We start from the raw sequence: 14,082 nt of genomic DNA, 5'->3' as shown, positions 1-14,082 counted from the left end.
GATGTATTTCGGGAAGATGGGTGCCGCCTGTGTGGCGGGTGCCGTAGCCTTTGCCACGCCTGTCGCACTGGCACAGGATCAGGCGGTCGCCGATAGTGATCGGCCAGCTGCCCAATCGGAGGCTCCAGTCTCATGGCAGCCGATTGAGAAGGAAGGTGTTACGCTATCGCTCAGCTACACCGGCGAGGCGGCGACTAATGTCTCGGGCGGTCTTCGCCGTGATGCCGCCCATGCCGGCCAGGTCTATGTCGGCGCTGACCTTGATCTTGACCGGATGTTCGGCATTGGCGGGGGGGAGCTTCATTTTGCCGTGACCAACCGCCACGGCAAAAATCTGGCCGCCATTGCCATCGGCAACAATACGTCGGTGCAGGAAATTTATGGCACGCAGAATACGCATCTCGCCATCCTGACATGGCAGCAGACTCTGTTCGACGGGCGTCTGGATATCGAAGCCGGGCGCAGCCAAGCGAATATCCATTTTCTCAACTCTCCGCTCTATTGCCATTTCCAGACCAACTCCGCCTGCGGCAATCCGACCTTCGTCTTCAAAAACAGCAACTTCACCTATTTCCCGGCATCGAGTTGGATGGCCCATGCCAAGCTGCATGTGACGCCGCAGGTCATGCTGCATGCGGGCGTTTACGAAGTGAACCCCGACCGCAAGCGTGCGAGCGACCATGGTTTCAATTTCAGCACGAAAAATGCGACCGGGGTGATCGTGCCCTGGGAACTGAGCTATGGCCGGGATTCTGCCAATGATCGCCTGCCTGGCCACTATATTCTGGGCGGCTGGTTCGATCGCGGCGACTATGCCGATCCGCTGCGTGATGATCAGGGTGATATCGCGATCCTGACCGGGCGACCGGCGGCGACGCGGAACGGTCGGTCAGGCCTCTATGTCCGCTTCGATCAGATGCTCACCCGCCCTGATCCGGCCTCGCAGCGGGGGCTCAGCATCTTTGGCGTGGCGATGACCAACCTGTCCGGCCGGGTCGAGGAAAGCCGCTATCTGGGCATAGGGATCGTACAGACCGGCACGTTCGCCAGGCGCGATCAGGATACGTTCGGCTTCGCCATCAACGATCAGCGTTTCAGCGATCTGGCGATGCAGAGGATGAACGCCGCGCGGGTTGCCGCGGGTGGGCGCGCCGATATTCGCCGCCATCAATATATGATGGAACTGGCCTATGGATTTCAGGTCAATCCTGCGATCCGTCTGTCGCCAAACCTGCAGTATATCCTGCATCCTGATCAGACCGGGGCGCCAGATCGCACGAGGGACATCAAGGATGCCTTCATCCTGGGGTTCAAGTTCACGGTGGATGCGATGCGCTTGCTAGGGCGATAGAAGAGGTCTGGTTGCTACCAAGGGCGATGCGTTCAGCAATAGCTGTGCAGATAGTGCCTCTACCATATGGTTTATGAAGGACCGGAACCCGTGGTGGCAGTTGTCCACCGCCGACTGCCGCGCGACGATCAAGGGCTCTTCCGTACATTTGGTGCAGATAGAGAATTCACGCGCGACTCGTGAAAGTGCATAGCGTCGAGATTGAGGTCAGCGGGGGTATTCTCGGGTGTTCCCAAGTTCGACGTCGTCAGTTCCAGAAGGTTTGACCATTACCGGGCGAACCGATGCTGGGGCCAAGATCATTTTAAGCGTGAGCCCGTTCTTCATCTTATCGGAGGGCAACCAACCTTTCAGCAATCCAGACCCCGTGCCCTTTAGCCGGGATCCTCCGCGATTACGTCATGTTCGTTCAATCCGGGAATTCCCAAAGCCCGGCGGATGCTCTAGAACACGCGGTGCATGCTCCTTTCCTACGACTCTTGTGGTGGAAAACTCCTTGGCCGATCCTGACGCATGAAACCCCAAAATTTCAGAGCAGAAGCCATTGCCGGTCAAGCCTTTACGCGCAGCCTGATCACATTCAAGCGCGAGGCCCCCGATGCCCGTACAGGCATATCCCGGGCCTGGGTAGAGAATTACACCTCGAACACGCCCATGCATGGCATATTCAGTTCATCGCAACATGCTTATCTCGACCTCGCCTTTCGACGGCCGCGACCGTGCGGCGGCTCTTTCTATGAGAGGTGGGGATCGAGGCAATTGCAACCAATCGGAAAAGCTTTGTTTATCCCGCCAGGCGTTTCGCTGTTGGGTACGTGCCCGCCGGGGACTACGATCAAGCTTACCTGCCTGCTTGATGTCACTATTTTTGGAGATGCGCTGACAGGCCTGAGCGAACAGGCATTGGAACAGTGCCTAGACGTGCGCGCACCGAATGTGTTGCACAATCTACAGCAAGCCTATTTCGAATTGTTGCGGCCCAGGCTGGGGGCTACCCTTATGGTGGAAGCCCAGATCATTTCCGCCTGCGTGGAACTGGCGCGACATCTCCAGAAGCTCCCAACCGAAAAACGAGGAGGCCTTCCACGTTGGAAGCTCGGAATAATCGAAGAGAGATTGCGCGCGAACAAACCGCCACCGACCGTCATAGAGTTGGCGCAGTTATGCAATATGTCAACGCGCCATCTGTCACGCGCCTTCTCCCAGGAAAGCGGCTATTCCATCTCCGAACATGTGCGAGCGGCGTGCCTCGCCAGAGCGCAAGAGATGCTCGCCGAGGGTGATTTGTCCCTCAAGGAAATCGCCGAAAAGCTAGGCTTTAGGAGTCGCAGCACCTTTTCGCTGGCCTATCGGCGCCAGACCGGAAGAAGCCCCCTTCAAGACCATGCGCGTCGTCGGACCTACGGCGCTCTCAGGCGATCTGATTAGGCTCAGCATCTGTATTGCAGTCGCTCGGCGGTTGTCCCTTGAGGGTTTCAAGGATCTGTCTGTTGGTTATGGGATGGCCCGCCGCTTTTCCCTGACATCGGATATGATGTCGGTGCTGGAAGAGGAAAGGAACGGACTGATGTCTGTACATATTCTTGGCGTAGATCTGGGCAAGAATTTTTTGTAGCGTTGTTGGCGTGAGCATGGCGGGTGAGGTTGTGCTGCCGAGTTCATTCAGTTGCTGGCCGACACCAGCCCGAACATCATGTTCAGGCTCTTCATCGACATTCTTTACAATTACGCTCTGCGGAGCGGGACAATTAGTGTGCTGCATCATGACAGCGCCGTCAGGATCCCCCTGCACAATGCGCACCGCCGGGCGCTGGGAGAGGCAATCCTGGCGGGCGATGAGGCGCTGGCGCAGAAGCTCAATCGCGAGTCCGGGCGCATGATCCAAGTTGAGGTCAAATCTCAGAGCCAGCAAGCAGGTGCGATGGTGTGCAGGACACGTGACTTGCTTGTCCGGTAGCGCACGCAGCTCATCAACGCATTGCGCGGTCATCTTGCCGAGCATGGTATTGTCGCCCCGCAGGGGATAACAAACGTCTGGATACTCGAGGCCGCGATTGAGGAAACCGAAATCTCGATCGACCTGCTGATCGTGGAAACGGCACGACTTTACCTTGCACAGATCGCCTCTCTGAGTGAGCAGATCGCAACACTTGAGAAGGTTCTCCAGAAAGAAGCGGCCAAGGCGGCCACAACAACTCGGCTGCTGACCGTGCCGGGGCTCGGCCACATCACCGCTATGGCTATCGAAGCCTTCGCGCCTCCAATGGAAACCTTCCGACGCGGGAGGGATTTTGCTGCCTGGCTGGGCCTTGTGCCTCTCCAGCGATCTACCGGCGGTAAGCAGAAGCTAGGCAGGACGTCCAAGATGGGCCAGCGTGATATCCGGCGACTGCCGGTCACAGGTGCAATGACGATTGTGCGCTGGGCCGGTCGTAAAGCGCCACCGGAAGGATCATGGCTATTCCGAATGCTGGACCACAAGCCTCGAATGCTTGTGGCCATTGTTTTGGCGAACAAAATGGTCCGTTCCGTCTGGGCGATGCTGACCAAGGGTGAGGACTACAGAGATCCGTTGGCTGTCGCGGCCTGATCAAGCGATCGCGCGATCAGTTCCGGTGCGTCGGGCGTGTGAGAAGATCGAGGAACAGTAAGGGCAAAGTGATCGGACGTTCCACTGCCGCCGAAATGCCCTGAGCTCAACCCGGTAGAAAATATATGGCAGTTCACGCGCGATAACTGGCTATCCAACCGCATCTTCACATCCCACGACAACATCATCGACCTTTGCTGTGAAGCCGGGAACAGGCTGGTCGATCAGCCATGGCGCATCATGACAATCGGACGCCGCAAATGGGCGCGTGGGTCGTGATCAATACAGGTCGGTATTGTTCCGGCGCGATCTGGCTTTCGTAGTCTCTTCACATTCATGCCGCTCGCTCGAAGGCCCTCCTGAGAGCTTGCATCGTCGCCGCCTGAAGGCGCTTGGTGATCGCAGCCTGAGGGGCGATAAAGTCAAAGCCGTGAAAGGCGCCAGGGATTACGACAAGCTCTACCGGAACGCCGATTTCAAGCAGGCGCTGCGCATAGACGATGTCCTCTTCCAGAAAGAGGTCGATCGCCCCGACAACAATGAAGGTTTGCGGTAGCCCACCGAGATTCTCGATCCGCGACGGAACAGACCCTGGAGGAACCTCTTTCCCGCCGGCTGGCATTCCGAGAAATGCCGTCCACCCCGCACGATTCTGTTCCGCCGTCCACACCAAACTGCCGATGTGCGATGGAACCTGACGGGTAGTTCCGGTGCGGTCGTCCAGCATGGGGTAGATCAAGGCTTGAAATAATATAGGGATTTCACCCCGATCCCGCGCCGCGATCGCCAACATCGCCGCATGACCGCCGCCCGCGCTCTCACCCATGACCGCGATGCGCGACGAGTCCGCGCCCAACGCGGCCGCATTCTTATGGAGCCATTTTAGTGCAGCATAATTGTCCTCAAGCGAGCCGGGAAAGGGCGTTCCCGGCGCCAGGCGATAGTCCACTGTCATGATCATGCAATCGAGGGCCGCACCGATCAGGCTGAGTTGTGGCATCGACATAAGCGCTGATCCCATGGTGTAACCGCCGCCATGCATGTGCAGGATAGCAGGTCGAGCCGTTCCATTCGCCTTGCCTCCGTTGAGAATATAGACCCGCACATCGGGCGCGCCCGCCGGGCCGGGGATTTTACGTTCGACCCATTCGGGAGGAGATGCGTTCGCGATTGCGGGATTTTGCTGAAATGCCTGCAGAGCCCTCATCAATTCCGGATCGACGAAGGGCGTGGCAGAAGGAGAAGCGGCGGACGCCTGCGCGTCTGTCAAAACACCAAGTTTCAAGGAAGAAAGCATGGCTAACCCACTAATAGTCCCGAACTCACGGCGCGTAAATATTGTCATGGCAATAGCTCGCATGGGTTGTCAGGACGGCTAATAGAAATTCTGGCGATGCAGCACCGGGGTTGCGCGTCGCTTTCATCGCCCGAAAGACGAGATTCACTCTTTGGGACCACCCAGATTCTCGGCGAAATATCGTATCGTGCGCATCACCCCATAAGGCTCTCTGCCGCCGGTATGAGGAGAGTCGGGCATGATTACGTATCATAGACTTTGTTCGCCTTCTCAAAGGCTCTAAATGTCTGGAATGCGCTTTGAAAGGGCACATTTTCGTCCAATCCCGCAAAGATCAACAGCAACTTGCCCTGGAGCCGATCGGCTATACTTTCCATAGATATCCGTCGATAGTAGTCGATCGTCGCGGGGTCGGTCGGAACGCCCGCAATACCCTCGGTCGCTATGTCGATGCTAGAAATCATCCAATCCGCTGGGCTTTCGCCGGAAACGCCGACCTTGTAGAATTTGGGAAAGAGTAGCATGGATCGCGTGGTAGCATAACCGCCCATGGAATGGCCGGTTATGCCGACTCGGTCCAAATCCATATAGGGCCGGCTGGCTCCGGCCGCCTTGATGGCGGCCACATGATCGACCGCGCCCAATATGTCGTCCGAACCGACAAACGCCGTCCGGAATTTCTTCGACCGCAGCCCGCCGCCACGGCCATCCAGGGCAACGACGATCGCGCCAGCCTCCGCGAAGGCATAGGCGTTCAATGTCGTCCCGAGCTGGAAATTCTCGCGAAAGGTGGTGGGCGTCAGCTTCCCGCCCTGCCCGGGATAGGTGATCTCGATCACCGGGTATTTTTTCAGGGGGTCAAATGCCTGTGGCTTGATGATGATGCCATAGAGATCCGTCACGCCATCAGCAGCCTTGACGATAAACTGCTCGGGTGGTTGCCAGCCTGCCGCCGAAAGCTGTGATATATCGGCTTGAGCGACGTCAGCGATGGCCCGTCCGTCAATGGTTTTCAAGACCACCGTGTCCGGTTCACTGATGGTCGAATAACTATCAATGAAATAGCGTCCGCTCGGCGATATGCTGCCGCCGCCCGGCGCTGCGAAGACGAAACCGGTGGCGAAATCATGATCCGCATTTTCCGGGGTGAGCAGCTTAGGCTCTCCGCCGTCTAGCCCAACACTGTATAAGTGACGATAATAAGGGTTGCGTCCGCGCTCACGACCGGTCGCCGTGAAATAGAGGATCCTGCTGGCTTCATCTACGCGAAGCAGGTCCATCGCCTCGTAGAGATCGTCCTCATCGCAATCGGCGACGCCAAATTCCTTGGCCAGGGTCGACTGCCGCCACCAGCGGATCGTCGCCAGCTGGATGCCTCTACAAACAGGTAGCGTTTGACGGCTTGCGGTGATTCACTGCCGGTGCGCGACAGCGGAGGCAGGGATGGCAGTGCAGCCAGGTTTCTTTGATCTTTCGGACCGATATGAGGCGTTGAGCGTGGCGGGCGATCCGCTGGAACGGCTGTCAGCGGTAGTGGATTTCGAACTATTCCGGGGTCCGCTGGTGGCGGCGCTGCGACGCGGCCCCCGGAACAAGGGCGGACGCCCGCCGTTCGATCCAGTGCTCATGTTCAAAATCCTCGTCCTGCAAGCATTGTATTCGCTGTCCGACGAGGCGACGGAATTCCAGATCAAGGACCGGCTTTCGTTCCAGCGCTTCCTGGGAGTTGGGCTGGAAGGCACCGTGCCCGATGCCACCACGGTCTGGCTGTTCCGCAAGCGGCTGGTAAAGGCCAAGGCGATCGATCGGGTCCATGGACTGATCCGCACCTGGGATGCGAGCGCCGCCAATGCCCATGACGGGGCGCGACTGCCCGAATTGATCAGCAAGGAGAACACCGCCTCGGGCGTTTGGGCCGATACCGCCTATCGATCGAAGAAGACCGAAGCGTTCCTCGCCAGGGGCATGTTCACCAGCAATATCCACCAGAAGCGCCTGCCCAAGCGGCCGCTGCCCGAACGGATAGCCAGGGCCAATGCCAAGCGATCAAAGGCCCGTGCTGCGGTCGAACACGTCTTTGCCGGGCAAAAACACCGCATGGGCCTCGTCGTCCGCACCATCGGCATCGCTCGCGCCAGGATCAAGATCGGCAGGGCCAACCTCGTCTATAATTTCCAGCGCCTCGCATGGCTCGAAGCCCGAACTGCGCCCGCATGAAACGGTATCGGGCTTGCACAGCGCGGCCGATACAAAAATCACACCACCAAGATCGACGGAAAACCGCCTTCCGCCAGTTTCGCGCGCTCCTTGCTACGCCATCTGGCCAAAATTACCCGGTTCTTCAAGCCGTCCAGCTGGGTACCAACATGTGGGCGGAGGATGTCACCGACACGCTGGGTCTGGCCCTCAAAGCCTCGGGCTGCGACAGTGCCACCGTGCTGTACAGGCCCAGGCTTCTCAGCGACAATGGTCCCAGCTAAGGCATCGGCACGTTGAGAGGGATGGCCTCATCCTGAGCCTTGGCCGTGATCCACTCGCGAAATGCCAAAACCTTTGGCCAATCCTTTTTAGCGTCAGGTACAATTAGATAATATGGCATAGCGACCTTTGCCGAAAAATCGAACGGAACCATGAGTGCGCTCTTAGACAGCTCTTCTTCAAGGAAGCATTTCATGCCCATCCCGACACCCAATCCCTCTACCGCCGCGCGGAATATCAGATCAAAGGTCGAGAAATAGGAGCAATTCAGCCTGTATGCTTCGTGTATTCCTGCACTGCTAAGCCAAAATTTGCCATAAGTTATGTTCCGGATTTGGCAGCGCCGTCCTCCCCGGGCAAAGTAGCGTATAATCAACGATGTCAGCCAAATTCCGTGGCGGAGGCTTCCCATTCACCTTATACGGGCTGCAAATTGGGATAAGATCAAATTCAATGAGTTTGTGGGAGGTTGTTCCTGGCATCGGACTGGGGAAGGCCTCAATCGAAAGATCGACGTCATCGCGTTCGAAATCTACGGGGCGCCCAGATTGTACATAGCTTATATTTAGCGGGCCTCCCCCATATCATAGATCTGCGGAATGAGCCAGCGCAGGATGAAAGTCTGTATGCCCTTGATCTTGAGAGGAGTAACATCATTTCGTGCAGCGATCGCTAATGTAGCCGATTTCATCATATCGAAAGCTTGCTGGATCGAAAACAGATAATCCTTGGCTGAAGGAGTCAGTTCGATCGTGCGCGCGCCCCCTTATGAAAAGCTTCACTCCCAAGCTATCTTCCAGGATTGAGATGTGTCGGCTCACCGCGCCATGTGTCACGCAAAGTTCCTTGGCGGCGGCAGTGAAGCTTCCATGTCGCGCGACGGCGTCAAATGCGCGTAGCGCATTCAGCGACGGGAGCCTATGTGTCGTCATACCTCGGAACTCCGCTTTGAAATCCTCCATGGCGCCGAGCCTATCTAGTCCCGCGGCCGAAACCCACATTAAGCCCGAAATGATCGCCTCGATCAATCTAACACCTCTGGTGATGGTGACTCACGTGGGGGATTCCCAAAGGGACGAATTTTCTGAAGCTATAGCTTACCGGCCGCCGAACATGGCTGACGGATGGCGCCAATCCCCAACGATCAGCTTCGAATTACGCATGATTGAGATCGCGGCTTTCTTCCACGCCCCGGCTATAGTGACTCGGTGAGCATCCCATGACGCGCTTGAACGCCATGCTGAACGAACTTTCGGATTCATATCCAAGGTCGATGGCGATCGTGGAGAGGCGGTCGTCGGCATGCTCCAGCCGATCACAAGCCAGCAGCATCCGCCAGCGTGTCAGATATTGCATCGGGGTTTCGCCCATGACTGCACGGAAACGTTCGGCGAATACTGTGCGCGACATACCGGCTTCGGCGCCGAGATCCTTCAGGGTCCAGCGCCGGGCGGGATCGGCGTGGATGGCGTGGATCGCCATCCGTAACTGCTTGTTTGCCAGAGCAGAAAGCCAGCCGCGGTCGCCAGATGCCGGCTGGTTGAGATAGGCCCGCAGCGCCTGCAGCAACATCATATGAGCAAGATCCTGCGCCATCAGGCGCGCGCCGGGCAGGTTCTCGCGCAGTTCCTGCATCATGCGTTCGACCGACCAGTTCAACGCAGCTTTCTCAGACGCCGTCCGCAGATGAAGAATCGGCGGCAACAGGGTGCGCAACAGGCCCGATGGCCCGCCCGCAACCGCGAAGCGGGCACCGACCAGCGCGAATTCGCCGCCAGAGCCGAGACGCACTTGTCCGCCGGCCCGTGCAGGCGGAAACATCGACCCGGCCTCGACCGATTCGACAGAAAGATCGCTCGCCATTCGAAACGGCAAACCGCGCGGTAGTACGAACGCCTCGCCTTCGCATAGTCGGATCGGGGTCTCAAGCCCATCGATGGCAAGCCAGCATTCTCCCCGCAAAATGCTGTAGCATTTGATTTGCCCGGCCTGGTCGCCAAAGCGGACCGCCCACGAGCCCCCGGCGTCGAAGCCCGAGGAAATCGTGGCCGATGGTTTGAGCAGGGTGAGAAGGTCCGAGAGCGGATCCATCGGAAATCCGTACGATTGAAGAAGATGTGCGGACGATACAAGATGGATCGTCCGGATCGCAAGCTCTAATCCGTATTCAGAAGATGTGGACGGGCATGATCGCCCTGTCGTGTCGTTAGTCGAAAGGACACCTCGTGATTGTCATCACCGCCCCCACCAGCAGGATCGGACAGGATCTGCTTCCGATCCTCCTTGCCGCAACCGCGCCGGTCCGTGTCATCGTGCGCGACGCCACGAAGCTACCTAGGGATATTTTCAATCATATGGAGATCGTGGAGGGCAGCCATGACGATGCGGCGGTCGTTGACCGCGCCTTTGCCGGAGCGACGCATCTGTTCTGGCTCTGCCCCGCCGATGATCAGGCACCTTCCGTCGAGGAGGCCTATGTCGGCTTCACCCGCCCGGCGGCGGAGGCGATCAGCAGGCACCGCGTAGCGCGTGTCGTCGACATTACGGCCCTGGGACGTGGCACGCCTTACGCGGGCGAAGCCGGTTATGTGACAGCTTCTCTTGCCATGGACGATCTCCTGGCATCGACCGGTGCGCATCTGCGCTCGCTTGCCATGCCGTCCTTCATGGACAATCTGCTCTGGCAACTCCCTGTCATGCGCGAAAAGGGCATGTTCTTCATGCCAATCCCCGGCGATCTGGAACTGCCCGCCTGCTCGGTCGGCGATATCGCGGCGGCAGCGGCGCGCCTTCTGCTCGACGATAGCTGGACCGGACAGCAAGAAGTGCCCGTGCTTGGGCCGGAAAACATCTCCTTCAATCAGATGGCCGATATCATCAGCGAGGTCGGGGGGCGAAAAATCGTCTGCACGAATATGACCTTCGAGGCCTATGAGGACATGTTCATCAGGCGCGGTTTCACGCCAGCGATGGCGGCGGGGATGACCGACATGGCCCGGGCCAAGGCCAGAGGGCTCGATCTCGGCATTCCCCGCACCGCCGAGACAGCCAGCCCGACGAGCTTCCGGACGTGGTGCGAAACCATCCTCAAGCCGGCATTCGACGCCTGAGGCAAGGAACAAACCCATGAAAATGACAGGGAACACCGTCCTCATCACCGGGGCGACCAGCGGTATCGGCCGTGGCCTTGCGGAAGCTTTTCACGCGAGGGGCAACCGGGTCATCATCGCCGGACGGCGACAGGGTCGACTGGATCAGATCAGTGCAGAACATCCGGGCATGCGCGGCATCGTGCTCGACGTCCGCGATGCGGATGCGATCGCTGCACTGGCTTGCCGCCTCGCTACCGAGGAGCCCGATCTCAATGTCCTCATCAATAACGCTGGTATTTCGCGCCAGGAAAAGCTCGCTCCCGGTGAGGCCGATCTGGCGACGACCCGTGACATCATCGAAACCAACATCATGAGCGTGGTCAACGCCACGGCTGCCTTCCTGCCGCTCATCGCCGGAAAGCCGAACGCTGCGGTGCTGACCACCAGTTCCGGCCTTGCTTTCGTGCCGCGGAACAATTTTCCGACCTACTGCGCGTCGAAGGCGTTCCTGCATTCGTGGATACAGTCGCTGCGTGTTCAGCTTGAGCAGGCCGGGGTAGAGGTGCTGGAACTGGTGCCGCCTTATGTGCAAAGCGAACTGAGCGGGCCTGCCCAATTAGCCGATCCGCACGCCATGCCCCTCGACGCGTTCATTGCCGAGGTAATGTCCAACCTCGAAGCAGGGAACACGCCCGAAGGCGAAATCCTTGTCGAGCGCGTCAAGGGACACCGCTACGCCGAACGACGCGGCGAATATGCCAGACATTTCGACCTATTCAATCCGAGGTCAGCATGAGCAACGTCCGAAATCAGACCACGGCCGCCCGCAGACAATCTCGCGGGAAATTCATGCTCTGGACGGTGATCGCCTCGGTCGTGGCGGCCTTTGCCGCATGGGTCAGCGCGGCACTCACACTGGAAGTCTGGGTCATGTTCGCCGGATTTATAGCCTGGTTCACGCGTCCGACATCGCTGACCAACAGCCTGTCGGCCATGCTATGCCTGTGGTTTGGCCTTGCCATCGGTGCCGTATCCGGAGTTCTAACCGGGGCGCTCATATCGTGGCTCGGACAACTAGCCTTGCCGCTGGTCGTGTTTCTCGTGGCGCTCGTCATCGTCGGCCTGCGAACGAACCGCATCGCCGGAAACATGCTCGCCTGGTTCCTTGGCATGGTGATCTGGTTCGCTGCCGAATTCGACATCACCGGCGCGTCTTTCCTTCACCTTGCGGTTGCTACCTCCATCGGCGGATTTGCTGGCTACACTTGCCAAGCCCTCAACCGTCGCTGGGCAGAATGATTGCGGCTGATCCGGGGTGTACAGTTCGCAAATATGTGGCAAGGCGTGCACAGTCTGCCCCGCGGCAGCTTTCTGGCCGTTTTCCTTCAAACGGATACATCAAGCTATCGGAGTTCGGCCTCCAGCGCGTCGAATGCTTCGCGCACGAGTTCCACGAGGGCGCGCTTGCCGCCCTCACGGTTAAACGCCTCGAGCGAAAGGCGCATTGCCCCGATGGAAAGCATAGCAATCCATCTGAGGGCAGCCTCACGCTCCGGCTCCGGCCACTTTTCGCGTAGGACCGCGAACACGGTCTGCTCGTGTTGAATATATGTGGCTGCCTTCCGGGCCTGGACCGTCTCGCTGGAGCGCATCAATCGATCCAGGACAAGCAACTCGTTCGTCGGAATAGGCGCACAAACCCTCACGACCGCATCGCGCACCGCCTCCAGAGGCCGCTTATCAAGTGGCTCATCTCTCAGGATATCGGCAAGAATATCGCCCGTGCCGTTCTGCATGGTCAGCAGAATATCGTCCTTGGATTTGTAGTAGTAGAAGAATGTTCGCCGGGAAATGCCAGCCTCAACCGCGATGTCGTCGAGCGTGGTCGCGGCGTAGCCCTTCTCCATGAACAGGCGGATTCCAGCCTCTTTGATGCGCTTCGCGGTCTCGCGGCGTTTGCGCTCCCGATGTCCAACGGTGGGTGAACTGTCGCCACTCTCATACGTCATGAAATTTCCCTTGGTGCGAAATCACACTTAGTGTAATTCTAATCTTACACCAAGTGCGAATCTCTGCAAAGGTATCATTATGGCAAACTGGATGGCATCCGACATTCCCTCTCAAAAAGGCCGCTCGGCCATCGTCACCGGCACCGGCGGCCTCGGATATGAAGATGCCCTGGCGCTCGCGCGGGCTGGCGCTGAGGTCATCATCGCTGGGCGCAATCCCGGCAAAGGTGCGCAAGCGGTCGAAAACATCCGCGCGCAAGTCCCGGCAGCAAATGTCCGGTTTGAGCAGGTCGATCTGGCGAGCCTCAAATCGGTAGCGGAGTTCAGCGAGCGGCTGCGAGGGCAACGGGCTAGCCTCGATCTCCTCATCAACAATGCTGGCGTGATGAATCCGCCGGAGCGCCGCGAAACCAGCGACGGCTTCGAGCTTCAGTTCGGCACCAATTATCTCGGCCACTTCGCATTGACGGCCGGCCTTCTGCCGCTGCTGCGGAAGGGGAAGAAGCCGCGTGTCGTCACGCTGTCGAGCGTCGCCGCACGGGGCGGTGCGATCAACTTCGACGATCTGAATGCAGAAAATGGCTACAAACCGATGCCGGTTTATAGTCAGTCGAAGCTCGCCTGCCTCATGTTCGCCTTCGAGCTACAGCGGCGGAGCGAGGCCGGTGGATGGGGCATCGCCAGTCTCGCCGCGCATCCCGGCGTCACCGCCACCGATCTGATTGTGAATGGGGCGGGTCGGCAGAGCATGAACGGAAGGCTCCGCCGCTTCCTGCCGTTCCTTTTTTCACCTGCGTGGCAGGGCGCGTTGCCGACGCTTTACGCCGCGACATCGCCAGAGGCGAAGCCCGGCACTTATTACGGGCCGGATCGGATGGGCGAAATGCGCGGTTATCCCGCTGTGGCGAAAGCACCTCCGCAGGCACTGGATACACTCGCTGCTGCAAGGCTGTGGGCGGAGTCCGAGCGGCTAACGGGTGGGGTCTTTGCCTCAGCCGGGCAATTGGAGCACTCATGAAAGCCATGCTGATAATTGGCTGCCCATCCGGGTTCGGCCTGGACGGAGTGACATGGCTACCAGCAGCTTTCGTTCTGTAATGGTCATCATTGCGAGCGCTGTTGTCTGCCGATCCACGTCTAGAGTATCCGTGATGGTCAAGCGAGTGATTTGCGCCAGATGCGATCTGCCTTGAGCAGGGCATTTGCGGTGACGATGAGCTTTCTCATGACGGCAGTGATGGCGAGTTTTGGTGGTTTTCCGCCGG

Annotated in this window: 13 protein-coding genes and 2 pseudogenes; 9 read left to right on the top strand and 6 right to left on the bottom strand. The window is 58.6% G+C overall.

What is annotated here, in order from left to right; genetic code table 11:
• The first annotated feature begins 1 nt into the window (after position 1).
• Positions 2–1,351, top strand: coding sequence for a carbohydrate porin (locus HHL26_RS00075; RefSeq protein WP_176392478.1), 1,350 nt, complete (start codon positions 2–4; stop codon positions 1,349–1,351).
• Between the two features lie 513 nt (positions 1,352–1,864).
• Positions 1,865–2,779: an AraC family transcriptional regulator gene (locus HHL26_RS00070; protein WP_169575608.1), complete on the top strand. Its 915-nt coding sequence runs from the start codon at positions 1,865–1,867 to the stop codon at positions 2,777–2,779.
• Here HHL26_RS00070 and HHL26_RS24110 read toward each other — a convergent pair.
• Positions 2,763–3,116 (bottom strand): hypothetical protein, encoded by a 354-nt coding sequence (locus tag HHL26_RS24110; RefSeq protein ID WP_240962236.1) that lies wholly within the window; start codon positions 3,114–3,116, stop codon positions 2,763–2,765. The genes HHL26_RS00070 and HHL26_RS24110 overlap by 17 nt on opposite strands.
• Positions 3,117–3,188: 72 nt before the next feature.
• On the opposite strand from HHL26_RS24110, the pseudogene HHL26_RS00060 reads away from it, so the two are divergent.
• A pseudogene (locus tag HHL26_RS00060) lies at positions 3,189–3,941 on the top strand (IS110 family transposase); the annotation flags it as partial.
• A gap of 72 nt (positions 3,942–4,013) precedes the next feature.
• Positions 4,014–4,220 (top strand): annotated as a pseudogene (locus HHL26_RS00055) (transposase); the annotation flags it as partial.
• Between the two features lie 55 nt (positions 4,221–4,275).
• On the opposite strand, the gene HHL26_RS00050 reads toward HHL26_RS00055, so the two are convergent.
• Complete coding sequence (locus tag HHL26_RS00050) at positions 4,276–5,238, bottom strand: alpha/beta hydrolase (protein ID WP_240962235.1); 963 nt, start codon at positions 5,236–5,238, stop codon at positions 4,276–4,278.
• A 242-nt stretch (positions 5,239–5,480) separates the two neighbouring features.
• Complete coding sequence (locus tag HHL26_RS00045; RefSeq protein ID WP_169575606.1) at positions 5,481–6,518, bottom strand: prolyl oligopeptidase family serine peptidase; 1,038 nt, start codon at positions 6,516–6,518, stop codon at positions 5,481–5,483.
• 163 nt (positions 6,519–6,681) lie between these two features.
• Between HHL26_RS00045 and HHL26_RS00040 the strand changes: the two genes are divergently transcribed.
• Complete coding sequence (locus HHL26_RS00040) at positions 6,682–7,455, top strand: transposase (protein WP_169575605.1); 774 nt, start codon at positions 6,682–6,684, stop codon at positions 7,453–7,455.
• 914 nt (positions 7,456–8,369) lie between these two features.
• Here the strand turns inward: HHL26_RS00040 and HHL26_RS24440 are convergent.
• The gene (locus tag HHL26_RS24440; RefSeq protein WP_277349328.1) at positions 8,370–8,744 is read right to left on the bottom strand and encodes a LysR family transcriptional regulator; all 375 of its coding nucleotides are present in this window, start codon (positions 8,742–8,744) and stop codon (positions 8,370–8,372) included.
• A 127-nt stretch (positions 8,745–8,871) separates the two neighbouring features.
• Positions 8,872–9,807, bottom strand: a complete 936-nt coding sequence (locus HHL26_RS00030) for an AraC family transcriptional regulator (protein ID WP_169575604.1) — start codon at positions 9,805–9,807, stop codon at positions 8,872–8,874.
• A 134-nt stretch (positions 9,808–9,941) separates the two neighbouring features.
• Between HHL26_RS00030 and HHL26_RS00025 the strand changes: the two genes are divergently transcribed.
• The 3 genes from HHL26_RS00025 to HHL26_RS00015 are packed head-to-tail and all read left to right on the top strand — an operon-like array spanning position 9,942 to position 12,107.
• Positions 9,942–10,826, top strand: coding sequence for an NAD(P)H-binding protein (locus HHL26_RS00025; protein WP_169575603.1), 885 nt, complete (start codon positions 9,942–9,944; stop codon positions 10,824–10,826).
• Positions 10,827–10,848: 22 nt separating this feature from the next.
• The gene (locus HHL26_RS00020; protein ID WP_346765552.1) at positions 10,849–11,604 is read left to right on the top strand and encodes an SDR family NAD(P)-dependent oxidoreductase; all 756 of its coding nucleotides are present in this window, start codon (positions 10,849–10,851) and stop codon (positions 11,602–11,604) included.
• Complete coding sequence (locus HHL26_RS00015) at positions 11,601–12,107, top strand: DUF1097 domain-containing protein (protein ID WP_169575601.1); 507 nt, start codon at positions 11,601–11,603, stop codon at positions 12,105–12,107. The genes HHL26_RS00020 and HHL26_RS00015 overlap by 4 nt, the downstream gene beginning before the upstream one ends.
• Positions 12,108–12,211: 104 nt before the next feature.
• Here HHL26_RS00015 and HHL26_RS00010 read toward each other — a convergent pair whose 3' ends face one another.
• Entirely contained in the window at positions 12,212–12,817 is a 606-nt protein-coding gene (locus HHL26_RS00010; RefSeq protein WP_087576005.1) for a TetR/AcrR family transcriptional regulator, read from the bottom strand.
• A gap of 79 nt (positions 12,818–12,896) precedes the next feature.
• Between HHL26_RS00010 and HHL26_RS00005 the strand changes: the two genes are divergently transcribed.
• Positions 12,897–13,835: an SDR family oxidoreductase gene (locus HHL26_RS00005; RefSeq protein WP_087576006.1), complete on the top strand. Its 939-nt coding sequence runs from the start codon at positions 12,897–12,899 to the stop codon at positions 13,833–13,835.
• The last annotated feature ends 247 nt before the right edge of the window (positions 13,836–14,082 follow it).

The organism is Sphingobium sp. TB-6, from assembly GCF_012927365.1.
Taxonomy (GTDB): Bacteria; Pseudomonadota; Alphaproteobacteria; order Sphingomonadales; family Sphingomonadaceae; genus Sphingobium.
The sequence above is the reverse complement of the archived record's forward strand: the minus strand, read 5'-3'. Positions and strand labels throughout refer to the sequence as shown.

Bases quoted from the DNA above. Each gene is read 5' to 3' on its own strand.
- HHL26_RS00075 (WP_176392478.1), top strand. From the start codon at position 2: ATGTATTTCGGGAAGATGGGTGCCGCCTGTGTGGCGGGTGCCGTAGCC.
- HHL26_RS00070 (WP_169575608.1), top strand. From the start codon at position 1,865: ATGAAACCCCAAAATTTCAGAGCAGAAGCCATTGCCGGTCAAGCCTTT.
- HHL26_RS24110 (WP_240962236.1), bottom strand. From the start codon at position 3,116: ATGATGCAGCACACTAATTGTCCCGCTCCGCAGAGCGTAATTGTAAAG.
- HHL26_RS00050 (WP_240962235.1), bottom strand. From the start codon at position 5,238: ATGCTTTCTTCCTTGAAACTTGGTGTTTTGACAGACGCGCAGGCGTCC.
- HHL26_RS00045 (WP_169575606.1), bottom strand. From the start codon at position 6,518: ATGGACCTGCTTCGCGTAGATGAAGCCAGCAGGATCCTCTATTTCACG.
- HHL26_RS00040 (WP_169575605.1), top strand. From the start codon at position 6,682: ATGGCAGTGCAGCCAGGTTTCTTTGATCTTTCGGACCGATATGAGGCG.
- HHL26_RS00030 (WP_169575604.1), bottom strand. From the start codon at position 9,807: ATGGATCCGCTCTCGGACCTTCTCACCCTGCTCAAACCATCGGCCACG.
- HHL26_RS00020 (WP_346765552.1), top strand. From the start codon at position 10,849: ATGACAGGGAACACCGTCCTCATCACCGGGGCGACCAGCGGTATCGGC.
- HHL26_RS00015 (WP_169575601.1), top strand. From the start codon at position 11,601: ATGAGCAACGTCCGAAATCAGACCACGGCCGCCCGCAGACAATCTCGC.
- HHL26_RS00010 (WP_087576005.1), bottom strand. From the start codon at position 12,817: ATGACGTATGAGAGTGGCGACAGTTCACCCACCGTTGGACATCGGGAG.
- HHL26_RS00005 (WP_087576006.1), top strand. From the start codon at position 12,897: ATGGCAAACTGGATGGCATCCGACATTCCCTCTCAAAAAGGCCGCTCG.